Here is a 21,967-nt window from a genome sequence, read left to right as displayed (position 1 = left end):
CTCAACTGCCACCCCTGTCAGGGCGGATGCTGTCCGGTGGGCAGAATCGTATCTTCGGACGTACCCGATCCGAGGGCGCCAGATTCGGACCCGTGTGCTCATTCAGCGAGCGTCTTCATCCAGTACTGGTAACTCTCCGTGCCGGACCCCCTACCGCGTCCTACGCTGTCCCTGCGCGGCCCGGGACCCCGGCCCCGCCTGCACCCGCCCTACCCCGCGCAGGCCCGGCCGGAGGAGAAACACCGTGGACGTCGAACTCAACACCGACCCTGACGCCGACACCGGCCGGCAGTGCCGGGTCATCAGCCCCAGCGGCGAACTCGACCTCGCCAACGCCGCCGACTTCCGCAGCAGCCTGCACGGCAGCGGCCCCGGCTGGGACGTCCCCCGGGTCATCGTCGACCTGAGCGCGGTGACCTTCATGGACGTCAGCCCGCTCCGCGAACTGCGCGCCGCGCAGACGCTGGCGCACCGGTACGGCGGCTGGCTCCGCCTGGTCCACAGCCAACCCGGCATCGACCGCCTGCTCCGCGCGACCGGCCTCAGCGCCACCTTCCCCCGCTACGCCACCCAGTCCGACGCCCGCACCAACACCCCCACCCCCACCCGCCCCTGACCACGGGGGGGTTCAGCCGTCAGGCGTCGAACTCGTACTCCAGCACGTACGAACCGGCGTCCAGTGTCATCTCGTTGACCTCGACCGCGCGCCCGTCCGCGTCGAACGCGGTCCGGCAGACCAGCACCACCGGTGTGCCGGTGGCCAGTTGCAGCCTGGTGCTCTCGTCCTTCGTGGGCATCCGGGACCGGATCTCCTCCCGGAAGTGCACCGGCTTCGCGCCGACCTCGGCGAGCCGGGCGTAGACACCGCCCGGGCCGGTGTCCGGACGGGTGATCGCGGTATCCGCGACCAGCACCGCCGACAGGTACGAGCTGGACAGCAGCACCGGTTTGCCGTCCAGCACGAACCGCCGCTCCCGGACGCAGACCGGATCGCCCGGCTCCAGCCCGAGTACCCCGGCGATCCGCTCCGGCGCGGCGACCTCCGCGACCGAGACCTGGTCGACCAGCAGCTCCCGCCCCTCGGTCTCCGCCGCCCATACCGACCGCCCGGAACCCCACTGCTCCTGTGTCAGTCGCTGGATGCCCCGCCTGCGCAGCGGCCGGAAATCCCGGACGAAGACACCGACACCCTTCCGCGCCTCGGTGATCCCCTCGCTCTGCAGCACCCCGAGCGCCTGCCGCACCGTCATCCGGGCGACCCCGTAGGCCTCCATCAACTCGTTCTCGCCGGGCAGCCGATCGCCCGCGCGGTACTCACCCGACGCCACAGCCGCCTTCAATGCCTCGGCGATCCGCTGGTACTTGGGCTGCCGCTCCTCGCTGGCCATGGCCTCCTCCTTCATCTCTAGACATCCTAGGCCGGGGCTCCTGGGGCAGCGACCGCTGCCTGTGGCTTGACATCTCTAGAGATGTAGAGTTCTCTAGAGATGCTAGAGCTGCGGTGTCGAGGGATGCCCCGGCTCTCCTGTCGTGCGAGCGGAGGATTCTGATGGCTGAGGTGACGGGACGGCCGGGCGTCGTCCCCTACATCACCGCATGGAGCGCGGAGCGTTCCGTGCGTCCCGAGGTGGTCGGGCTGCCTGGCGTGGGTCTCGCCTATCGGGACGAGCTCCCCTACGACCGCGATTCGAACGGAAATCTGTGGACCCGGATGGCGTTCCAATGCGGCTGTGGCAGGCCGGAGTTCGGCCGGGTTCACCCGGGCCGCCAGCGGCGGGCGATGCGCGGGCTGCTGTGCCAGGTCTGCGGTGGACCGGCCGACCGCACCGCGGCCGGGGTCCTGTGGTTGCTCAAGGACGACCGTGGTGACTGGCCCGGCTGGCCCGAGGGACTGGCCGCGACGCATCCGCCCGCGTGCGTACCCTGTGCGCGGGCGGCCGATCGGCTCTGTCCGCATCTGCGCGGCGGCTCTGTCGCGGTACGGGTGAGGGATTTTCGAGTCCGAGGCGTGTACGGGGCGCTGTATCAGGGGGCCGGTCCCAGCCTTCGGTCGACCGGCAGTGCCATCGCGGCGGCCGACGACCGCCTGGCGCGGTGGATCCTGGCAGCACAGATGGTCAGAGTCCTGTCGGACTGCTCGTTCGCGACTCTCGATTGGTGACTAACCTGGCGGGCGGGTGGTCCGAGCGGCCCCGGTTTCCAGGTAGAAGGAGAGCCCATGTCGGCCCAGGGTGCGGGCAAGCTTGCTTCTGGGCTGCGGCTCGGGGGGCAGATCAAGCAGTGCGAGCAGGCGCTGATCTCGGAGAAGCAGCGGGTGCTGCGGCCGTTCGAGCTGACGGTGCCGCAGTACGCGGCGATGCTGGCGCTGTCGGAGACGCCGCGGCTGTCCGGGGCGCGGTTGGCGCGGCGCTGCGGGGTCAGCGCGCAGGCGATGAACGGCGTGGTGGCGCTGCTGGACGAGCGGGGGCTGATCTCGCGGAGCCGGTCCGAGGTGCACGCCAAGGTGCTGGTCATCGAACTCACTTCGGAGGGAAGGGCGTTGCTGCGCCGGGCGGACCGGGCGGCGGTCGCGGTGGAGCGGCGGCTGATGGAGTCCTTCTCCGAGGCGCAGTTGACGGTCTTTCGGGAGTTTCTGGACACGGCGATCGAGGCCCTGTCCGGGGCGCGGCCGGAACGGCCTTGGAGCGCATCGGACTTCGACTGACACAGGATCCTGACGTGTATCAAGGTCATGATACTTTGCTGCGGCGAATCCCCGAGACCGCATGGTCTGTCGACGTACGAGGAGCGGCAGTTATGACCGAGATCCCCGCAAGCCACCGCGACATGTTGGAACGTCCGCTGTTCGGCCACCTCGGCACGGTGAAGCCGGACGGGGCGCCGCAGGTCACCCCGGTCTGGTTCGTCTGGGACGGCGAGTTCCTCGCCTTCACCACCTCCACCCAGCGGCGCAAGTACCACCACGTGGTGGCCAATCCGAACGTCGCGCTGTCGGTGAACGACCCGGAGCAGCCCTACCGCTACCTGGAGGTGCGGGGCACCGTCGAGCGGATCGAGCCGGACACCGACGCCGACTTCTTCTTCCAGCTCGCGGACCGCTACGGGTTCGAGATGGGTCGCGGCGACCTCGGCGACGCCCCGTACCGGGTCAAGATCCTGGTCCGCCCGACGCACACCACCCAGCAGGGCTGAAGCCGCAACTCCCCACCCGCCGCTGCGATCCGCTCGCAGCGGCTTTTTCGCGCCCGGAGAGGGACACTGATTGACAGTCTTCTCCGCCACATGAAAGATTTGACTTACAGGTAGCCGAGGGCACGTGAGGAGTCGGCCATCACCAGTGAGCAACTGCTTGCCGTACTCGCCGCCGTAGGCCATGCGCAACGCCTGCGGGTCGTAGCCGAGTTGGCGAACGGCCGGATGTACGTGAGTGAGCTGGCGCGCCGGCTCGGCATCTCGCGGCCGCTGCTCTACATGCATCTCGAACGCCTGGAGACGGCGGGCCTGGTGGTCGGCCGACTGGAACTGTCGGACGACGGCAAGGCGCTGAAGTACTTCGAGCTGACACCGTTCGAACTGCGCATCACCGCGGACGTGATCGTGGCCGCCATCGCGGCGGACACGGCGGCGGGGGCGGGGGGCGCAGGGGACGACGCCCAAGCGAAAGGGAAGCAGACATGACCGGTGCCACCGTGGCGATAGCCATCGTCTTCATCGTGGTCGGCGGCATCACCATGAGTGTGGTCGCGCACTTCCGGCTGCAGCGGCACCGCGCCGACGCCGTCGCCATGGCCGGCTACCGCAAGCTCGCCGAGCAGGCCGTGGCCAACCAGGAGGCACTGCGCGGCGATCTGGCCGCGCTGAACGCCCGGCTGACCGCCGTCGACGACCTGCTGCGGAGCGTCGAGTGACGACGCCCCTGGTGCGGTGGCCACCGGCGGCGCGGAGTCCCTTACGCGTCCTGGCGACCGTCGCTCCCTGGCGGGCCTGCGGCTACCTGGTGAGCTACCTGGTCCTCGGCAGCGCCATGTTCGCGGTGACCGCGGCGGCGGTGCTGGGCAGCGTCGTGGTCGGCCAACTGACCCTGGGGCTCCCGCTGGTGGTCGGTGCGGCCTGGACCGTCCGGGGCTGCGCCCAGCTCGAACGCGGACGGGCGCTGCTGGTCGACCGGCCGATCCCGCACCGCTATCCGGAGGTGGCCGGCTCCGGCCTGGCGGCACAGATCCGGGCCAGGTGGACCAGCCCGGTGCCGCTGCGGGACTGCGCCTACCTGCTGCTGCTCTTCCCGCCGCTGCTGGCACTGGACGCTGCCGCGCTGGCGGCCTGGCTGGCACCGTTCGTGGGGATCAGCCTGCCGCTGTGGTACTGGACGGTCGACCCGAAGGTGCTCGGCATCAGGGTCGACAGCCCGCTCACCGCGCTGCTGTTCCTGGCGGCCGGGGTGGCGCTGAGCGGCTTCGCCGCCCGGCTGCTGATGCTGGCCGCGGCGCTGCACCTGGCGGTGGCCCGGTCGGTACTCGGCCCGCCGCGTGACCCGCTGGCCGAGGTCAGGCGAATGCTGCGGGAGCCGGGCCCGCTGACCGACTGGGCTACCGGCGCCCCGGCCCGGGGGCGGTCATCCGAGTGGGACTTCGCGCTGGGCTTCGAACTTGACGAGGGGGAGAACGCATGACCGGAGGGACGAGCAGCGCAGCGGATCCGGATGCCGTACGGCTGGACAGGGCACGCGGGGTGACCCGGTGAACGGGCTCGTGCTGGGCACGCTGCGGTACCACAGGGCCGGATTCGTGGCGTCCTTCATCGCGCTGTTCTTCGGCGCCTCGATCGTGATCGCCTGCGGCAGCCTGCTGGAGACCGGCGTGCTGTCCGACGCGGCGCCGCAACGGCTGGCCGCCGCACCGATCGTGGTGACCGGTGACCCCGGCTACCCGGGCCAGAACCAGATGTTCCAGGAACGGGTCCGGCTCGCTGCCGCCGACGTCGCCGTGATCGCGGCGGTGCCGGGCGTCACCGCCGCCGTACCGGACGTCTCGTTCCCGGTCACCCTGGTCGCGGCCACCGGGCAGACCGGAGCCGGTGCCACCGGCCATGCCTGGGACTCCGCCCGGCTCGGCCGGTACGCCCTGGTCCAGGGCTCGGCGCCGGAGTCGGCCGGCCAGGTGGCGCTGGACGCGCGCTGGGCCGGGTCGGCTGGGATCGCGGTCGGCCGTCGGATCACGCTCGACGTCCGCGGCGAGGCCCGCCAGTACGTGGTCAGCGCGCTGGTGACCGGCCTTGGTGATCCGGGCACGGTCTTCCTGTCCGACCAGGACGCCGCCGGGGCGGTCGCGCAGCCGGGGACGGTGGACTCCATCGGCGTGTTCACCGCCACCGGGGTCGACCGGAGCCAGGTGGCGGCCAGCCTCCGGCAGGATCTCCAGGGGCAACAGGCAACGGTCCTGACAGGTGATCAGCGCGGCAGGGCGGAGTTTCCGGCCGTGGTCACCCAGGGTGAGAACCTGATATCCATGTCCGCCGTCTTCGGTGGCCTGGCCGCCATGGTCACCGTCTTCGTGGTGGCCGGGACGCTCGGCCTCTCGGTCCAGCAACGGCAGCGCGAGCTGGCACTGCTGCGGGCGGTCGGCGCCACCTCGCGGCAGGTCCGGCGGATGGTGCTGGGGGAGACCCTGGTGCTGTCACTGCTGGCCACCGGGCTGGCCTGCCTCCCGGCGGCCCCGCTGGGCCGCCGACTGCTCGCCGCGTTCGCCCAGGCCAAGGTGGTGCCGGTGCAGTTGGCGTACCGCGGCGGCTGGATCCCGATGCTGGTCGGCGCGGCGGTGGCCACGGTCACCGCGCTGGGTGCGGCGTTCGTCGCCGGTCGCGCTGCGGCGCGGGTGCGGCCTGCCGAGGCCCTGGCCGAGGCCGCCCTGCAACGCCGCTGGTTCAGCTGGATCAGGCTGCTGTTCGCGCTGCTGTTCCTGGGCGGCGCGGCCGCGCTCGCGGTGGTGACCGGGACCGTGATGAACGGCAAGAACGCCAGCAGCACCGCGATCCCGGCGGCGATGCTGGTGGCCGCCGGGATGGGACTCCTCGGCCCCGGCCTGACCCGGGCGGTCACGGCGGTACTGAGCCGGCCGCTGCGCGCGTTCACCGGCCTCGCCGGGAGCCTCGCCCTGCTCAACGCTAAGGCCCGACCGGTCCGGCTGGCCGGTGCGGTGATGCCGGTGATGCTGGCCACCGGGCTGGCGCTGGCGATGACCTACATCCAGACCACGCAGAGCGCCGGAGCCGAGCGGCAGTTCCAGGACAACCTGCGGGCGGACCTGGTGGTCGGCTCCGCGACCGGGGGCCTGCCGCTGTCGGTGGTGGACGCCGTGGCCGCCCGCCCGGGCGTTGCCGCTGCCAGCGCATACGTGCCCAGCAGCGGGTTCCTGCAACCGACCGCGGCCCGGCTGGCCGGATACCAGGACAAGGGCGAGCGGCCCAAGGCGGATCCGGTGGCGATCGAGGGCGTCTCGGCCGGTCAGGCCGTAGTCCGGACCACAGCGATCAGGGCGGTCACCGGCGACCTCTCCGGCCTCAGCGGGAACACTGTGGCCCTGCCCGCGTCCGTCGCCTCCAGCGACGGCTACCGGATCGGCGACAGCGTGCCGATGCGCCTGGGCGACGGCATCGACGCCAGTCCGACGCTGGTGGCCACCACCGTCGCCGCGCGCGGCTACCAGGTGGTGCTGCTGCCCGCGTCGGTCGTGGTGGCGCACAGCACCTCGGGGCTGGTGCCGCAGATCCTGGTGAAGGCCGTGCCAGGGACCGGCCTCGGGCAGCTGACCGACGAACTGGCGGGACTGGCCGCCACCCAGCCCGGCCTCCGGGTGGCGAACCGCTCCGCCGCCGTCGCCGACCGGCAGTCCGACAGTGGGAACCAGGCCTGGCTGTCGTACCTGCTGGTCGCCGTGGTCGTCGGCTACGCGGTGATCTCCCTGGTGAACACTCTGGTACTGGCGGCAGCGGAGCGGCGGCGGGAGTTCACCCTGCAACGGCTGATCGGCTCGACCCGGGGCCAGGTACTGCGGATGATGACGGTGGAGGGGCTGCTGACGGCGCTCGCGGGGATCATCCTCGGCGGTGCGGTCGCGGCGGTGGCACTGGTGCCCCTCAGTCGGGCGACCCTGGGCACGCTGGTCCCGACCGGCCCGGTCTGGATCCTGGCCGCGGTGTCGGCGGCGGCGCTCAGCCTCACCCTGTCCACCACCTTGCTGTCGACCGGCTTCGCCCTGCGCTCCCGACTCACCACCTCGGTCGGCGCCGACGACTGACGGGCAGGGTCAAACCGGGCCCTGTCAAGGACCGAGGGGCCGAACGCCGCTGGATCGGCGGCCCCAGCTGCCTGAATTCTGCGTCGACCGCAACCTCGGCAAGACCGTCCCCGCCCGCTTATCCGCCCTCGGCTGGACGATGCACTTGATCGCCGAGGAGTTCCCCGACGACGCCCAGGCCGTCAGCGACCAGGACTGGATCGACCCGAGAGGCCTCTCGGTGGCAGCTAGCCGGGTATCGTCGAGCAGCACTTCGCGCCCCGGAAGCCCCCGGGGCAGGTCCAGCACGGGTGCCGCCAGGGCGGGCTACCGATACCGGTCCAGGAGGGTCGGTACGACAGCGTGCCGCAGGGCTGTGGTTGTTCTGCTGATCTCCAGGTGGAGTGCGGCCTTGGCGTCGAGAGCGGCGAGGACCTCCGCCACGGACTCCTGGACCTCCAACGGGGGGATGAGCACCGGGAGCTGACGCAGGTCCTGTGTAGAGATCGTCCGGATGGCACTGCCGCGTGCCCGTCGTCCGACCCAATCTGCGACGCCGGGGAGGGCGAGATAGCTCAGCAGAAAGCCGGAGAGCAGGCCCCGCTCAGGATCGAGCCGCATCCGGATCACGTTTCCACCGCAGAGCCAGCCCTTGTGGGCGGCGTCCACGAGCGCGAAGCTGCCTGGTGATCCGGTTCGGGTACACACGAGGTCGCCTTCGAGTAGCCGGTGCTCCGGCCATCTCTCTGCCACATTGTGTCGAACGTGGCGGGGCTGAGGATCGTCGATGCGTCCGTCCCGAATGGCACGCGGGGACAACAGCGCGGTTCCGGTGGAAGCCTGCTGTTGGACGGAGACTGTCGGCCCGGGGCGCATTTCCGCGCAAACTTTGCCCAGCGTGGCCTGTGGCCAGCTGTCGGGGACTTCACCGATCAAAGTCATCATGGCTGCAGTCCTTCGAGTAGCTGGCTGACCCGGGCGTCAATCTCCTGCTGACGGTCGTTCAGGCGCACGAGGCGCGCCAGCAGTTCCTTGACTTCCCTGGCCGTTGCCTCTGCCGTCGCTGCCAGTTCTGTCCTGACGAGGTAGCGGGCTGGGGTCAGGTCGTAGTCGTTGGCTCGGATCTCGTCCGTCGAGGCTGCGCGTGCCGCAGGGCCGTCCGGAGTAGCGTCGATGCCCCGAACGGAAGGCAGCCCGCGCCAGTGCTTGTAAGGATGGACGATCGCGTCGATGTCCTCGGGCCTGAGCTGTCGTTGTACGGCGGTTCGCTGCTCGCCGCGTTCGCTTGCATCGATGAACAGGATCTCCTGCGCCAGGCGTTCGGCAGTGGCGCGCATCACCCAGAGAGTCACGGGAATGCCGGTCTGGACGAAGAGTTGACTCGGGAGCGCCACGATGCACTCGACGACGCCGGCCTCCACCATGCCAGCGCGGATGGACCGTTCGCGACCGCCGCGGAACCCCGCACCGTAGGGCATGATCACCCCGGCCCTGCCGCCTGGTTTCAGCCTGGCCAGGGCGTACTGGAGCCACCCGAAGTCGGCGCTACTGGAAGGTGGCGAGCCGAAAGGCCAGGAGCCTTCTTGGCCGCCCTCGTTCGGATCGCCCTGGTAGCGCGTGGCGAACGGCGGATTGCTCAGGACCAGGTCCACCTTCGCATGGTCTGCCCGCAACGATCCGGCGGTGGGCGCGAAGACGCCGTTGACGATCGTGCCGTTGATTCCGTGCAGTTCGAGGTTCATGGCGGCAATCGACCGCATCAGCGCATGCGGATGGGCACCGTCCGCCGAAGTTGCTTGGGGTACGGCGGTGAGGATGTCGCCGGCCCGGCAGAACGGGTCCAGCAGGGTGAAGGTACCGTGATCCGGGACCAGCATGTCCGCCATGAGCTGTGCGATGGAGGGCGGCGTGTAGAACTCGCCGCGGTCTGCTGACCGGTTCGACTCCTGCACCAACAGTTGGAACAGATCTGCCGCCTGATGCTGGCGGGTGCCAGCATCAGCATCGGCTGGAAGGGCGATGCGGAGCATCTCCAGCAGCATTCGACTGTCGGGAATGCCGGCGCCAGGGCCGAGGACGTCCATCAAGGTGGGCCGCACGTCCTTGCCGAGCCCCCCGGCGTAGATGGTGGTCAGCAGCAGTTCGGTGTACGCGTCGGTGGTGAAGCGGCCTCGGTACTGGTCACCGAGTTGGGTCAACTGGCGTGTCAACCGGTTGAGATCAGTGCTCCGGTGCCGGTGCGAGATGACGGCTGCGCCCTGCGGGTCCTCGCGGACAGTGCGCCCGCCAGCACCCAGCGCCGCGCGTACGCGGTCCGCGTACGTCGTGCCCGGGTTCTCGTGCGGTTCCCTGGCGTTCGCAGGGACGGTGCGCTTCCCCAGCCACGTCAGCAGCTGTTCCAGGGGGAACAGTTCCATGTCGCCCCGGCGTACCGGCGGCGGGTAGTCCGGGTACCGGCGTTCCCAGTTGGTGACAGCCGGTCGCTTCACTCCTGCCAGGTCTGCAATCTCGGTGCGGGAGAGCAGGTTCCGTACCTCTTCGCCGTCCATGTGCGTCGTCTCCGTTCCGGCCTTCTCAGATGCGGGGCGGCCGCTGGGACAGGATGGAGGGCAGCTGGTCGTAGGACCGGAGCTCCCTCGCGGCGTCGGGGTTCACGTAGCGGAGCACCTCATAGATCGTCGCGTGGTCCGCTTCCAGCGGAAGGTGATGGATGGGTTCGTGGTGGCTGATCCGGTTGCGTAGCTTGAGCAGCGACTGCAGACGGGTGTGCAGATGGTCGCGGCGTCCGCGGTATCCGGGAAACGCATCGTGCAAGGTGGGAACCCACAGCGTGCGGTCGTAGCGGCTGGCCAGCAGGCCGACCCAGTGTCCGAAGGTGAGCTCGGAGACGATGTCGTCGGCAGTGGTGGCACGGGGATGCTTCCGCTGGCACAGGGTGGTGGCGTCCTGGATCTTGCGGAGGGTGCCGTCGAGGAGGGGAGCGGACTCCCACCACACCTTGGGCCCGAAGTAGGTGTTGAGGTTGTCGTGCAGGGTGTTCCGGAGGATGACCTCCGCCCAGTGGAGCGGGCCGTAGAAGGCGCCGGACACCTCGGTGTTCCACAGGTAGAGGCGCAAGGCGGCATCGGCGTCGCCGCCGACTGCGGCGAGATAGGGCTTCAGGCGCGGTGCCGAGAAGCCACGGGTAAACCACTCAGGCATGCTCATCGTCGCCACTTCCCCCTGCGGAGTGAATCTGCCGCTGGCCCCTGGCGCTACGGCGTGCCGATGTTATGGTGATGTGTGTAAGCCCCGGGCCGCCTCTGTCGCGCAACTGACACGCCACCCGGGGCACAGCCATGTCCGGGCCGGTTCCTGCCGCGGCCCCCCACTTGCTGTCCCTGCGGTGATGACGCTACCGGTCTTGCACGACCGAGGCAAGCGTATTGGAGTACGCGGATCTGTTAACCCTATCGAGCGGATGGTAGTGACCGAGGTGGTCGATGATCGTCTCCACGAAACGGATCTGGGACGAGTTGCGCGTGCCGCCGTCCGGTTACCAGCTGAACGCGGCCGAGGCCGCCTGCTCCCGCACATCCGCGACCCCTTCGCCGACCGCGCCCTCGGCCCCGACCGCCGCTTTCACCTCGCCGACCGGCTCACCGCCGGCCCGAGCGGGGTCCAGCGCCAGGAGCGCGAAGGAGTTCCGCGACGACATCCGCGCCGAACACGCTGACCTCGGACCGAAGCTGAAGCAGCACCAGGCCCGAATCGCAGAGGTGGCAGCCCCCGCCACTGACCTCCAGGCCAACGAAGCATTGCTCGAAGCCCTCCCGCAGCTGCTGCGCTTCGACGCCACCCGCCTGCCCGAGCCGGCCCAGCGCCGCCGCTACGACGCCTTCGGCTTCGCGGCGGCACGATCGGCGAGCGGAGTGCCGTCGCGCTGGAGGTCGCAGCCGGGCACAGCAAAGCGGGCGTGGACACTGTGATGTCCACGCCCGCTCTCGGCACAGGTGCCGTCCACCACGGCGAACCATGGCTGGATGCACGAAGTGCCCCCGGTAGGATTCGAACCTACGCACCCGCCTCCGGAGGGCGGTGCTCTATCCCCTGAGCTACGGGGGCCTTGCCTTGCGACATGCAGAACACTACCAGCCCGGGTGCGGTGGTCGTGCATCGGCTTCGGGCTCGGCGGTGTCGGCGGATCGGGCGGAAGTCGGGAAAGCACGGACGCGCAGTCACGATTTCGCCTACCCTCAGTGATGTGTCCGGCGTCTCGGGGCGGGTCCTGGTTGTCGATGACAGCGAGGTGATTCGCCAGCTGATCAGGGTCAACCTGGAACTTGAGGGTTTCGAGGTGGTGACCGCCGCCGACGGCGCCGAGTGCCTGGAGATCGTGCGCGAGGTGCAGCCGGACGTGATCACGCTGGACGTCGTCATGCCGCGGCTGGACGGTCTGCGGACCGCGGCGCGGCTGCGGGCGGACGCGCGGACGGCGCACTATCCGATCGCCATAGTGAGCGCGTGCACCCCGGCGGATCTGGAGCGCGGGGCGTCGGTGGGGGTCGACGGCTACATCGCGAAGCCCTTCGAGCCGATGGAGCTGGTGGCCCTGGTCCGACGGCTGGCCGAGCGCGCCGGAGCGGGAACGGGCTGAGCGTCCGGAGCGGGGACCGGGTGCGGGTGGTGCGAACGGGGGGTGGCAGGGGGCCGATCGGCGGACAGGGTTCGCTCTCAGCGAACAAGGGTGGCCGACCGTGTGACGCGCGGGCGTCGGCGTCGGGTCCGGCCCGGACGAGCGTCCGGCGTCTCAGGTGCCAAGCCGGATGCCTGGTCGTCAGCGCTTCTCGCCTACGCTTGCCCCTGTGACACCCGCAGAGCTTTCCCAGGCCATCCAGTCCGCCATCCGCGCTGTCGTCGAGGCGGGCGAGCTGACCGTCGCCGTGCCCGAGACGGTGACCGTCGAGCGACCCAAGAACCGGGACCACGGCGACTACGCCACCAATGTGGCCCTCCAGCTGGCGAAGGCGGCGGGCAAGCCGCCCCGACAGGTCGCCGAACTGGTCGCGGACCGGCTGCGCCCGCTGCCCGGTGTGGCCGCCGTCGACGTGGCCGGCCCCGGGTTCCTCAACGTCACCCTGGACGCCGCCACCCAGGGCGAGCTGGCCCGGCAGATCGTCGCCGCCGGGGCGACGTACGGGCACAACGACGCCTTCGCCGGGCAGCGGGTCAACCTGGAGTTCGTCTCCGCCAACCCGACCGGGCCGATCCACATCGGCGGCGTGCGCTGGGCCGCCGTGGGCGACTCGCTGGGCCGGATCCTGCGGGCCTCCGGCGCCGACGTCACCACCGAGTACTACATCAACGACGCCGGGGTGCAGATCTCCAAGTTCGGCGGCTCGCTGCGGGCCTCCGCCAACAAGCAGCCGGTCCCGGACGACGGCTACGTCGGCGAGTACATCAACGACATCGCCGCCCGGATCGTCGCCGCGAACGAGGGCATCCTCGACCTGCCGGACGCCGAGCAGGCCGAGCGCTTCCGCACCGAGGGCCTGCGGCTGATGGTCGCCGAGATCCAGAAGTCGATGGAGGCGTTCGGCGTCCACTTCGACAACTGGTTCTCCGAGCAGTCGCTGCACGCCTCCGGCGCCGTCGAGAAGGCCGTCGAGCGGCTGCGCGAGCAGGGCCACATCTTCACCCAGGACGGCGCGACCTGGCTGCGCACCACCGACTTCGGTGACGACAAGGACCGGGTGCTGATCAAGGCGGACGGCGAGAACACCTACTTCGCCGCCGACGCCGCCTACTACCTCAGCAAGCGCGACCGCGGCCACGACATCAACGTCTACATGCTGGGCGCGGACCACCACGGCTACGTGAACCGGCTCAAGGCGATCGCCGCCTGCGCCGGGGACGACCCGACGCGCAACATCGAGGTCCTCATCGGCCAGTTCGTGAAGATGCTGAAGGACGGCCAGGAAGTCCGCATGTCCAAGCGGGCCGGCAACATCATCACCATCGACGACGTGGTCGAGTGGATCGGCGTGGACGCCGCCCGCTACACCCTGTCCCGCTCGTCCACGGACTCCACCATCACCCTCGACATCGACGTGCTCACCAGCACCTCGAACGAGAACCACGTCCACTACGTGCAGTACGCGCACTCCCGGATGTGCTCGATCGGGCGCAACGCCGCCGCGCTGGGCTTCGACCGGGGCCCCGCCGAGGGCTTCAAACCGGAGCTGCTCACCGAGGAGGCCGAGAACGAACTCCTCGGCGCGCTCGGGGAGTTCCCGCGCATCGTGACCAAGGCCGGGGAGCTGCGGCAGCCGCACCACGTGGCTCGCTACCTTGAGGAACTGGCCGGTTCGTACCACCGCTTCAACGACAAGTGCCGGGTCCTGCCCTTCGGTGACGACGAGGTCACCGACCTGAACCGGGCCCGGCTGTGGCTGGTCGACGCGACCCGCACCGTCATCGCCAACGGCCTGGCGCTGCTGGGCGTCTCAGCACCCGAACGGATGTGAGCCGCGCGGGGCGCGGACGGAAGACTGTCGCCGCGCCCCCGCAGCCCCCCGCGCATCTCAGGAGATAGTCCTATGAGCCGTTCCGCTCACCCCGCAGGACCGCGTCACGGTGACGTCATGCCGGAGGGGCACTTCACCGCCCCGCCCGCCGACCTGAACGCGCTCGACCCCAAGGTCTGGTCGCGGACGGTCGCCCGGGCGGCCGGGACGAACGGCGAAGGCGTGGTCACCGTCGGCGGCATCGACGTGCTGACCCTGGCCGAGCAGTTCGGCACCCCCGCCTACATCCTCGACGAGCAGGACTTCCGCGCCCGCTGCCGGGCCTGGCGCGACGCCTTCGGCGCCGAGGCGGACGTCTACTACGCGGGCAAGGCGTTCCTGTCCCGGGCGATCGTGCGCTGGCTGCACGAGGAGGGGCTGAACGTCGACGTGTGCAGCGGCGGCGAGCTCACCGTCGCGCTGTCGGCCGGGATGCCCGCCGACCGGATCGCCTTCCACGGCAACAACAAGTCCCAGCCCGAGCTTGAGTACGCGGTGAAGTCCGGCGTCGGGCACGTGGTGGTGGACTCCTTCGACGAGTTGGTGCGGCTGTCCTGGATCGCCCAGCAGCAGGGCGTCCGGCAGCGGATCCTGATCCGGGTCACCGTCGGCGTCGAGGCGCACACCCACGAGTTCATCGCCACCGCGCACGAGGACCAGAAGTTCGGCCTCTCCCTCTCCGGCGGCCTGGCCGCCGAGGCGGTGCGCCGGGCGCTGACGCTGGACGGCGTGGAGCTGGCCGGGATCCACTCGCACATCGGCTCGCAGATCTTCGACACCGCCGGGTTCGAGGTCGCCGCCCGCCGGGTGGTCGGCCTGCTCGCCGAGGTCAAGGCCGAGCACGGCGTCGAACTCCCCGAGATCGACCTCGGCGGCGGCCTCGGCATCGCGTACACCAGCGAGGACGACCCGCGCGAGCCCGCCGAGATCGCCGCCTCGCTGACCGACATCGTCCGCCGCGAGTGCGCCGCGGCGGGCCTCACCCCGCCGCGGATCTCGGTCGAGCCTGGCCGCGCCATCGTCGGACCCACCACCTTCACGCTGTACGAGGTCGGCACGGTCAAGCCGCTGGAGGGGCTGCGCACCTATGTCAGCGTGGACGGCGGCATGTCCGACAACATCCGCACCGCCCTGTACGACGCCGAGTACAGCGTCGCCCTGGTCTCCCGCCACTCCACCGCCGAGCCGATGCTCTCCCGGGTGGTCGGCAAGCACTGCGAGTCCGGCGACATCATCGTCCGGGACGCCTTCCTGCCCGCCGACCTGGCCCCCGGCGACCTGCTGGCGGTGCCCGCCACCGGCGCCTACTGCCGGTCGATGGCCAGCAACTACAACCACGCGCTGAAGCCGCCGGTGGTGGCCGTCTCCGAGGGGCGGGCCCGGGTGATCGTCCGTCGTGAGACGGAGGAGGATCTGCTGCGCCTCGATATCGGCTAGCGAAATATCCGTCTCAGACTATGGAACGGCCGCAAATTTCACTGCTCCGTCCTTGAGACTGGTCCGCAACGTACAGCACCACAGCACATCCATCCCGGAAGAACCAAGCAGAACCAGCAGAGCGGAGTCGGACGATGCGCACACTGAAGGTAGCGCTCCTCGGTTGTGGAGTAGTAGGCACCGACGTGGCCCGCATCATGACGACGCAGGCCGACGACCTCGAAGCGCGGATCGGCGCCCGGCTGGAACTCGCCGGGGTGGCCGTCCGCCGGGCCGGCCGGACCCGCCCGGGCATCCCCGACCACCTGCTCACCACCGACGCCGCCGAGCTGGTGAAACGCGACGACATCGACGTGGTGATCGAGGTCATCGGCGGCATCGAGCCCGCCCGCAGCCTGATCCTCACCGCCTTCGACAACGGCGCCTCGGTGGTCACCGCGAACAAGGCGCTGCTGGCCGCGGACGGCGCGGCGCTGCACGCCGCCGCCAGCCGGGCCGGGGTGGACCTGTACTACGAGGCCGCGGTCGCCGCCGCCATCCCGCTGGTCCGCCCGCTGCGCGAGTCGCTGGCCGGGGACAAGGTCAACCGGGTGCTCGGCATCGTCAACGGCACCACCAACTTCATCCTCGACAAGATGGACTCCACCGGCGCCGGCTACTCCGAGGCGCTGGAGGAGGCCACCGCCCTGGGCTACGCCGAGGCCGACCCGACCGCCGACGTCGAGGGCTTCGACGCCGCCGCGAAGGCCGCGATCCTGGCCGGGATCGCCTTCCACACCCGGGTGACCGCCGCCGACGTCTTCCGCGAGGGGATCACCGAGGTCACCGCCGCCGACATCGCCAGCGCCAGGGCCATGGGCTGCGTGGTCAAGCTGCTCGCCATCTGCGAGCGGGCCAAGGACGGGGTCTCGGTCACCGCCCGGGTCCACCCGGCGATGCTGCCGCTGGCGCACCCGCTGGCGTCCGTGCGCGGCGCGTACAACGCCGTGTTCGTCGAGGCCGACGCGGCCGGGCAGCTGATGTTCTACGGCCCCGGCGCGGGCGGCGCCCCGACCGCGAGCGCGGTGCTCGGCGACCTGGTCGCGGTGTGCCGGAACAAGCTGGCCGGTTCCACCGGACCGGGCGAATCGGCGTACGCTCAGCTCACCGTGAACCCCATGGACGATGTAGTGACCCGCTACCACGTCAGCCTCGACGTAGCCGACAAGGCAGGAGTCCTGGCACAGGTCGCCACCGTCTTCGCCGAGCACGGAGTGTCCATCGACACCGTCCGTCAGACGGGCCGGGAAGGCGACGCCTCACTCGTCGTAGTGACCCACCGCGCCACTGACGCCGCGCTGTCCGCTACGGTCGCCGCACTGCGCAGCCTGGACCATGTCCGCGGCGTGGCCAGCATCATGCGTGTCGAAGGGGAATGACCCAATGAGCACCAACACCAGCCAGACCGACGCCCGGGGCCCCCGTACCCACCAGTGGCGCGGCCTGATCGAGGAGTACCGGGACCGCCTCCCGGTCAGCCCGGCCACCCCCGTGGTGACCCTGTTGGAGGGCGGTACGCCGCTCGTTCCCGCGCAGCTGCTCTCCGAGCGCACCGGCTGCGAGGTCTACCTCAAGGTCGAGGGAGCCAACCCCACCGGCTCCTTCAAGGACCGCGGGATGACCATGGCGATGTCCAAGGCCAAGGAGGACGGCGCCCAGGCCGTCATCTGCGCCTCCACCGGCAACACCTCGGCCTCCGCCGCCGCGTACGCGGTGCGGGCCGGGATGGTCTGCGCGGTGCTGGTACCGCAGGGCAAGATCGCACTGGGCAAGATGGGCCAGGCGCTGATCCACGGTGCGAAGATCCTCCAGGTCGACGGCAACTTCGACGACTGCCTGACGCTGGCCCGGGACCTCTCCGACAAGTACCCGGTGGCCCTGGTGAACTCGGTCAACCCGGTCCGGATCGAGGGCCAGAAGACCGCGGCCTTCGAGATCGTGGACATGCTGGGCGACGCCCCGGACATCCACGTGCTGCCGGTGGGCAACGCGGGCAACATCACCGCGTACTGGAAGGGCTACCGCGAATACGCCCGCCCGTCGGCCGCCGCCACCCTCGACGGAGGCGCTTCGCGCCGCACCCTCACCGCCGTCTCCACCCGCACGCCGCGGATGTGGGGTTTCCAGGCGTCCGGCTCGGCCCCGATCGTGAACGGCGCGCCGGTGCTGTCGCCGCAGACGATCGCGACCGCGATCCGCATCGGCAACCCGGCCTCCTGGGAGTTCGCGCTCGCTGCCCGGGACGAGTCCGGTGGCCTTATCGACAAGGTTACAGACCGTCAAATCCTCTCCGCCTACCGGCTGCTGGCCGCTTCGGAGGGTGTCTTCGTGGAGCCCGCCTCGGCGGCCAGTGTCGCCGGTCTGCTGCACGCCTTCGATCAGGGCCTGGTCGACCCGGGCCAGCGGATCGTCTGCACGGTCACCGGCAACGGCCTCAAGGACCCGGACTGGGCGGTCGCCGGCGCCCCGCGCCCGACGGTCATCCCGATCGACGCCACGGCGGCCGCCGAACAGCTCAACCTGGCCTGACCGGCGGCCCGTTCGGGCCCCTGACGCGACGCCCCTGACGCGACGCCCCGGACACCGGCCGGGCCGGTGACCACCACCGCCCGCGCGGCGCAGCACGCCGCGCGGGCGGGCGCGCGCGCCCGCCCGTCCGCGCGCCCGCGACGGGACGGGCGAGGGGTCAGGGCGGCGACGAGTCGGCACGGCGACAGGCTGGGCCGGTCCGCATGCGTATCCGGTACCGTCCGAACCCGGTACCGTCCTATCCGTCCCGCCCGCACCCTCCCAGGGTCCCGTTCCCCCACGTCAGGAGCGCCAGCGACATGCCCGGCCCCGCCTTCCGCGCCGCTGCCACCCGTGTCCGAGTCCCCGCGACCAGTGCCAATCTCGGCCCCGGGTACGACTCCTTCGGCCTGGCGCTGGGTCTGTACGACGATGTCGTGGTCCGCGTCTCCGAGTCGGGCCTGAATGTCGACATCGCGGGCGAGGGCGCGGAGACCCTCGCCCGGGACGAGAGCCACCTGCTGGTCCGCTCGATGCGCGCGGCCTTCGACCGCCTCGGCGGCCAGCCCCGGGGCCTTGAGGTGGTCTGCGCCAACCGGATCCCGCACGGCCGCGGCCTCGGCTCCTCCTCCGCCGCGATCTGCGCCGGGATCGTCGCCGCCCGCGCGGTAACCGTCGGCGGGACCGAGCAGTTGGACGACGCGGCGGTGCTGGCGCTGGCCTCCGAGATCGAGGGCCACCCGGACAACGTCGCGGCCTGCCTGCTCGGCGGCTTCACCATCGCCTGGACCGACGGCGGCGGGGACGCGCACGCGGTCACCCTCGCCCCCGGCGAGCAGGTGGTGCCGGTGGTGTTCATCCCCGCCACGCCGGTGCTGACCGAGGTCGCCCGGGGCCTGCTGCCCGCCGCCGTGCCGCACGCGGACGCCGCCGCCAACGTGGGCCGGGCCGCGTTGTTCGTCGAGGCGGTCACCCGCCGTCCCGAACTGCTGTTCGCCGCGACTGAGGACCGGCTGCACCAGGACTACCGCTCCCCGGCCATGCCGCACAGCACCGCCCTGGTCGCGAAGCTGCGGGCGCAGGGCGTGGCGGCGGTGATCTCGGGCGCCGGACCGACCGTACTGGCGCTGACCGACGCCGTGGCGGCGGACCAGGTGCGCGCGCTGGCGGGCCCCGACTGGGCCGCCCACCGGCTGGAGCTGGACCACGGCGGCGCGGTGGTGCTGCCGCTCGCCGCCGACCGGGAGCAGGGCCGGGAGCAGGGCGGGGAGCAGGGCCGGGACCAAGGCGGGGACCAGGACCAGGAGCACGACCTGGAGCAGGACCGGGGCCACGACCTGGAGCAGCGGCGGTAGCCCGACCGGCCCACGCGGACCCGTCCGCGTGGGCCGAAGATCGGCCAGTTGGCCGGATCGGTCAGCCCGACCCGGGGTGGAACCGGTAACGGCCCACGGACCCCCCAGGCGGGGTTGTGCGAACTGTGAGGTCCGGGACACGATTGACCGACACAGTGCGGGGGAATGTTTGTTGGGTCCAGTAGTGTTAATCTCATGTCTGCACCAGGTGCCCTGCGGGGCCCGGTGCGCCGCGTCCCGCTTCTGGCCCGTTCCGTTCACGCGGGACGACAGCTCCGGGACAGCAATTCTCCGGGAGCCCGTCACAGCGCGTACGCAGCCTGCCTGCGCAATGGTGACCGCATCCCGAAGCCGTGTCGGTGCCTCAGTCCCGCATGTGACGCACAGCCCGTGCCGAGACTGCAGTCCGGGGAAGGGAAACCAGACACGCGACGGGGGCCCGGAACGCGGTGTGCGTGAGCACCAGGACACCGCAAGGGGACACCGCACTCTCGTATGACCGCCATCCGGCGGACCACCGCCCCGCAACTGTGAAAACGAGCGCAGTCGCGGACAGCACAACCGGTCGCCGAGCCAGACAGGCCGACGTCCGCTCCAGGGAAGGACCCTTCGTGAGCGACACCACCGATCTGATGGGCGCGCGCCCGGACGCTGACGCGTCGGACGCAGACACGGCCTCCGCGCCGAAGCGCCGTCGGACCACGGGCACCGGGCTCAACGCCATGGTGCTCGCTGAGCTCCAGCAGCTCGCAACCGGCCTCGGCATCAGCGGCACAGGCCGGATGCGCAAGGGCGACCTGATCGACGCCATCAAGGCGAAGAGCGGCGGGGACCCGTTGCTCGCCGCCGCCGAGGCCCCCGCCAAGCGGGCGCCGCGCGCGACGAAGGCCGCCGCCGCTGCCGAGCCCGCCGCCCCGGCGGCCGAGCCGGCCCCCGCGGCCGAGCCCGCCCCGGCTCGCCGGACCGCTCGGGCGCGTGCCGCCGAGCAGCAGCAGATCGACATCCCGGTGCAGGTGGCGGGCGACGCCCCGGTCGCCGAGCGGGCTCCCCGCCGCAGCCGCCGGGCCACCGCCCCGGCCACGTCGCTGACGGCCGCTCCGGAGAGCGCGGCGCAGGCCGCGCCGACCGCCGCCGCGCCCGCCGAGGCCTCCGCCTCGGTGGCCACCGAGGTCCGCGAGCGTCCGGCGACGGAGCAGGGCCGGACCGAGGGCGCGGAGGCCCGTGAGGGCCGCCGCGAGCGTCGGGACCGCCGGGACCGCGGGCAGGACACCGGCGCGGTCGCCGCCGGCGGCTCGGTCGCCGCTCCGCCCGCCGAGGCCGACGGTGGCGAGGGCCGCCGGGACCGCACCGGCAACGAGCGCGGTGAGCGCGGCGAGCGGCGCAACCGCCGGGACCGCGACCGCGACCGCGGCAACCAGTCCCAGGAGGGCCAGGGCAGCCGTCAGCAGGGCCAGGGCAGCCAGGGCCAGCAGAGCCAGCAGCAGAGCCAGGCCGGCTACCAGGAGGACGACGAGTTCGGTGGCCGTCGGCGCGGACGCTACCGCGACCGCAACCGCCGCAACCGCCGGGACGGCTTCGACGCCCCGACCGAGCAGCAGGTCAACGACGACGACGTGCTGATCCCGGTGGCGGGGATCCTGGACATCCTGGACAACTACGCCTTCGTGCGGACCTCCGGCTACCTGTCCGGCCCGAACGACGTGTACGTGTCGCTGGCCCAGGTCCGCAAGAACGGCCTGCGCAAGGGTGACGCGATCACCGGCGCGGTGCGCCAGCCCAAGGACGGCGAGCGCCGCGAGAAGTTCAACGCGCTGGTCCGGCTGGACTCGGTGAACGGCAGCGAGCCGGACTCCGGCCGCAACCGTCCCGAATTCAACAAGCTCACCCCGCTGTACCCGCAGGAGCGGCTGCGCCTGGAGACCGACCCGGGGGTCATCACGACCCGGATCATCGACCTGGTCACGCCGATCGGCAAGGGCCAGCGTGGTCTGATCGTCGCCCAGCCGAAGACCGGCAAGACGATGATCATGCAGGCGATCGCCAACGCGATCACCCACAACAACCCCGAGTGCCACCTGATGGTCGTCCTGGTCGACGAGCGTCCGGAAGAGGTCACCGACATGCAGCGGTCGGTCAAGGGCGAGGTCATCTCCTCGACCTTCGACCGCCCGGCCGAGGACCACACCACCGTCGCCGAGCTCGCCATCGAGCGCGCCAAGCGACTGGTGGAGCTGGGCCACGACGTGGTCGTGCTGCTGGACTCGATCACCCGTCTGGGCCGCGCCTACAACCTGGCGGCCCCGACCTCCGGGCGGATCCTGTCCGGTGGTGTCGACTCGACCGCGCTCTACCCGCCGAAGAAGTTCTTCGGCGCGGCGCGCAACATCGAGAACGGCGGCTCGCTGACCATCATCGCCACCGCGCTGGTCGACACCGGCTCGCGGATGGACGACGTGATCTTCGAGGAGTTCAAGGGCACCGGCAACATGGAGCTCAAGCTCGACCGCAAGCTCGCCGACAAGCGGATCTTCCCGGCGGTGGACGTGGACGCGTCCAGCACCCGTAAGGAAGAGATCCTGCTGGGCGCGGAGGAGCTGGCGATCGTCTGGAAGCTGCGCCGGGTGCTGCACGCGCTCGACTCGCAGCAGGCGATCGAGCTGCTGGTGGACAAGATGAAGAAGACCTCCAGCAACGCCGAGTTCCTGATGCAGATCGCGAAGACGACGCCGGGTCAGGACTGACCCCGGCATCAACCCACGCCGCAGCCCCGGGCCACTGGCCCGGGGCCGCGGCGTTTCCTGTGTCCCGGCCC

At 71.0% G+C, this 21,967-nt stretch carries 20 protein-coding genes, 1 tRNA gene and 1 pseudogene; 17 read left to right on the top strand and 5 right to left on the bottom strand.

What is annotated here, in order from left to right; translation table 11 throughout:
* Nucleotides 1-244: 244 nt before the first annotated feature.
* Nucleotides 245-616 carry an STAS domain-containing protein gene (locus GXP74_RS34105; RefSeq protein WP_182455108.1) on the top strand — a complete coding sequence of 124 codons (372 nt, stop codon included), beginning with the start codon at nt 245-247 and terminating at the stop codon, nt 614-616.
* 19 nt (nt 617-635) lie between these two features.
* On the opposite strand, the gene GXP74_RS34100 is transcribed toward GXP74_RS34105, so the two are convergent.
* Nucleotides 636-1,388 carry a GntR family transcriptional regulator gene (locus GXP74_RS34100; RefSeq protein WP_182455107.1) on the bottom strand — a complete coding sequence of 251 codons (753 nt, stop codon included), beginning with the start codon at nt 1,386-1,388 and terminating at the stop codon, nt 636-638.
* Nucleotides 1,389-1,549: 161 nt separating this feature from the next.
* Here GXP74_RS34100 and GXP74_RS34095 point away from each other — a divergent pair, with 161 nt between their 5' ends.
* The 8 genes and pseudogenes from GXP74_RS34095 to GXP74_RS42370 form a co-directional block, all read left to right on the top strand.
* Nucleotides 1,550-2,161, top strand: coding sequence for a hypothetical protein (locus GXP74_RS34095; RefSeq protein ID WP_182455106.1), 612 nt, complete (start codon nt 1,550-1,552; stop codon nt 2,159-2,161).
* 57 nt (nt 2,162-2,218) lie between these two features.
* Entirely contained in the window at nt 2,219-2,704 is a 486-nt protein-coding gene (locus GXP74_RS34090) for a MarR family winged helix-turn-helix transcriptional regulator (RefSeq protein WP_182455105.1), read from the top strand.
* A 92-nt stretch (nt 2,705-2,796) separates the two neighbouring features.
* The gene (locus tag GXP74_RS34085; RefSeq protein ID WP_182455104.1) at nt 2,797-3,192 is read left to right on the top strand and encodes a PPOX class F420-dependent oxidoreductase; all 396 of its coding nucleotides are present in this window, start codon (nt 2,797-2,799) and stop codon (nt 3,190-3,192) included.
* Between the two features lie 138 nt (nt 3,193-3,330).
* Nucleotides 3,331-3,678 carry a winged helix-turn-helix domain-containing protein gene (locus GXP74_RS34080; RefSeq protein ID WP_182456825.1) on the top strand — a complete coding sequence of 116 codons (348 nt, stop codon included), beginning with the start codon at nt 3,331-3,333 and terminating at the stop codon, nt 3,676-3,678.
* On the top strand, nt 3,675-3,908 hold the full coding sequence (locus GXP74_RS34075; protein ID WP_182455103.1) for a hypothetical protein: 234 nt from the start codon (nt 3,675-3,677) through the stop codon (nt 3,906-3,908). Before GXP74_RS34080 ends, GXP74_RS34075 begins: the two co-directional genes overlap by 4 nt.
* Nucleotides 3,905-4,669, top strand: a complete 765-nt coding sequence (locus GXP74_RS34070) for a sensor domain-containing protein (RefSeq protein ID WP_182455102.1) — start codon at nt 3,905-3,907, stop codon at nt 4,667-4,669. Before GXP74_RS34075 ends, GXP74_RS34070 begins: the two co-directional genes overlap by 4 nt.
* A 67-nt stretch (nt 4,670-4,736) precedes the next feature.
* On the top strand, nt 4,737-7,292 hold the full coding sequence (locus GXP74_RS34065) for an FtsX-like permease family protein (protein ID WP_182455101.1): 2,556 nt from the start codon (nt 4,737-4,739) through the stop codon (nt 7,290-7,292).
* Between the two features lie 49 nt (nt 7,293-7,341).
* Nucleotides 7,342-7,485 (top strand): annotated as a pseudogene (locus tag GXP74_RS42370) (hypothetical protein); the annotation flags it as partial.
* A gap of 113 nt (nt 7,486-7,598) precedes the next feature.
* Here GXP74_RS42370 and GXP74_RS34060 read toward each other — a convergent pair.
* The 3 genes from GXP74_RS34060 to GXP74_RS34050 are packed head-to-tail and all read right to left on the bottom strand — an operon-like array spanning nt 7,599 to nt 10,478.
* Nucleotides 7,599-8,216, bottom strand: a complete 618-nt coding sequence (locus GXP74_RS34060; RefSeq protein WP_182455100.1) for a restriction endonuclease subunit S — start codon at nt 8,214-8,216, stop codon at nt 7,599-7,601.
* A complete protein-coding gene (locus tag GXP74_RS34055) occupies nt 8,213-9,820 on the bottom strand; it encodes an N-6 DNA methylase (RefSeq protein WP_182455099.1) in 1,608 nt (535 codons plus the stop codon). The genes GXP74_RS34060 and GXP74_RS34055 overlap by 4 nt, the downstream gene beginning before the upstream one ends.
* A gap of 25 nt (nt 9,821-9,845) precedes the next feature.
* Nucleotides 9,846-10,478, bottom strand: coding sequence for a hypothetical protein (locus GXP74_RS34050; RefSeq protein ID WP_225448385.1), 633 nt, complete (start codon nt 10,476-10,478; stop codon nt 9,846-9,848).
* Between the two features lie 275 nt (nt 10,479-10,753).
* On the opposite strand from GXP74_RS34050, the gene GXP74_RS34045 reads away from it, so the two are divergent.
* Nucleotides 10,754-11,239 (top strand): hypothetical protein, encoded by a 486-nt coding sequence (locus tag GXP74_RS34045; RefSeq protein ID WP_182455098.1) that lies wholly within the window; start codon nt 10,754-10,756, stop codon nt 11,237-11,239.
* 64 nt (nt 11,240-11,303) lie between these two features.
* Here the strand turns inward: GXP74_RS34045 and GXP74_RS34040 are convergent.
* Nucleotides 11,304-11,375 (bottom strand) — tRNA-Arg (locus GXP74_RS34040).
* 139 nt (nt 11,376-11,514) lie between these two features.
* Here GXP74_RS34040 and GXP74_RS34035 point away from each other — a divergent pair.
* The 7 genes from GXP74_RS34035 to rho all read left to right on the top strand — a co-directional run bounded on the left by GXP74_RS34035 (nt 11,515) and on the right by rho (nt 21,896).
* Nucleotides 11,515-11,907 carry a response regulator transcription factor gene (locus tag GXP74_RS34035; protein ID WP_225448384.1) on the top strand — a complete coding sequence of 131 codons (393 nt, stop codon included), beginning with the start codon at nt 11,515-11,517 and terminating at the stop codon, nt 11,905-11,907.
* Between the two features lie 208 nt (nt 11,908-12,115).
* Nucleotides 12,116-13,777 carry an arginine--tRNA ligase gene (gene argS / locus GXP74_RS34030; protein WP_182455096.1) on the top strand — a complete coding sequence of 554 codons (1,662 nt, stop codon included), beginning with the start codon at nt 12,116-12,118 and terminating at the stop codon, nt 13,775-13,777.
* Nucleotides 13,778-13,849: 72 nt separating this feature from the next.
* Nucleotides 13,850-15,253, top strand: coding sequence for a diaminopimelate decarboxylase (lysA, locus tag GXP74_RS34025; RefSeq protein ID WP_182455095.1), 1,404 nt, complete (start codon nt 13,850-13,852; stop codon nt 15,251-15,253).
* Nucleotides 15,254-15,387: 134 nt separating this feature from the next.
* A complete protein-coding gene (locus GXP74_RS34020; RefSeq protein WP_182455094.1) occupies nt 15,388-16,671 on the top strand; it encodes a homoserine dehydrogenase in 1,284 nt (427 codons plus the stop codon).
* A 4-nt stretch (nt 16,672-16,675) separates the two neighbouring features.
* On the top strand, nt 16,676-17,821 hold the full coding sequence (gene thrC / locus GXP74_RS34015; protein ID WP_182455093.1) for a threonine synthase: 1,146 nt from the start codon (nt 16,676-16,678) through the stop codon (nt 17,819-17,821).
* Nucleotides 17,822-18,120: 299 nt separating this feature from the next.
* Nucleotides 18,121-19,155: a homoserine kinase gene (gene thrB, locus GXP74_RS34010; protein ID WP_182455092.1), complete on the top strand. Its 1,035-nt coding sequence runs from the start codon at nt 18,121-18,123 to the stop codon at nt 19,153-19,155.
* A 611-nt stretch (nt 19,156-19,766) separates the two neighbouring features.
* Entirely contained in the window at nt 19,767-21,896 is a 2,130-nt protein-coding gene (rho, locus tag GXP74_RS34005; protein ID WP_225448383.1) for a transcription termination factor Rho, read from the top strand.
* Nucleotides 21,897-21,967 lie beyond the last annotated feature (71 nt).

This window comes from Streptacidiphilus sp. P02-A3a, assembly GCF_014084105.1.
Lineage (GTDB): Bacteria > Actinomycetota > Actinomycetes > Streptomycetales > Streptomycetaceae > Streptacidiphilus.
The sequence above is the reverse complement of the archived record's forward strand: the minus strand, read 5'-3'. Positions and strand labels throughout refer to the sequence as shown.

What these genes read in the sequence shown, in the direction of transcription:
- thrB (WP_182455092.1), top strand. Translation starts at nt 18,121, where the DNA reads ATGCCCGGCCCCGCCTTCCGCGCCGCTGCCACCCGTGTCCGAGTCCCC.
- GXP74_RS34090 (WP_182455105.1), top strand. Translation starts at nt 2,219, where the DNA reads ATGTCGGCCCAGGGTGCGGGCAAGCTTGCTTCTGGGCTGCGGCTCGGG.
- GXP74_RS34055 (WP_182455099.1), bottom strand. Translation starts at nt 9,820, where the DNA reads ATGGACGGCGAAGAGGTACGGAACCTGCTCTCCCGCACCGAGATTGCA.
- GXP74_RS34050 (WP_225448385.1), bottom strand. Translation starts at nt 10,478, where the DNA reads ATGAGCATGCCTGAGTGGTTTACCCGTGGCTTCTCGGCACCGCGCCTG.
- lysA (WP_182455095.1), top strand. Translation starts at nt 13,850, where the DNA reads ATGAGCCGTTCCGCTCACCCCGCAGGACCGCGTCACGGTGACGTCATG.
- GXP74_RS34085 (WP_182455104.1), top strand. Translation starts at nt 2,797, where the DNA reads ATGACCGAGATCCCCGCAAGCCACCGCGACATGTTGGAACGTCCGCTG.
- GXP74_RS34020 (WP_182455094.1), top strand. Translation starts at nt 15,388, where the DNA reads ATGCGCACACTGAAGGTAGCGCTCCTCGGTTGTGGAGTAGTAGGCACC.
- GXP74_RS34095 (WP_182455106.1), top strand. Translation starts at nt 1,550, where the DNA reads ATGGCTGAGGTGACGGGACGGCCGGGCGTCGTCCCCTACATCACCGCA.
- GXP74_RS34075 (WP_182455103.1), top strand. Translation starts at nt 3,675, where the DNA reads ATGACCGGTGCCACCGTGGCGATAGCCATCGTCTTCATCGTGGTCGGC.
- thrC (WP_182455093.1), top strand. Translation starts at nt 16,676, where the DNA reads ATGAGCACCAACACCAGCCAGACCGACGCCCGGGGCCCCCGTACCCAC.
- GXP74_RS34045 (WP_182455098.1), top strand. Translation starts at nt 10,754, where the DNA reads ATGATCGTCTCCACGAAACGGATCTGGGACGAGTTGCGCGTGCCGCCG.
- GXP74_RS34100 (WP_182455107.1), bottom strand. Translation starts at nt 1,388, where the DNA reads ATGGCCAGCGAGGAGCGGCAGCCCAAGTACCAGCGGATCGCCGAGGCA.
- GXP74_RS34060 (WP_182455100.1), bottom strand. Translation starts at nt 8,216, where the DNA reads ATGATGACTTTGATCGGTGAAGTCCCCGACAGCTGGCCACAGGCCACG.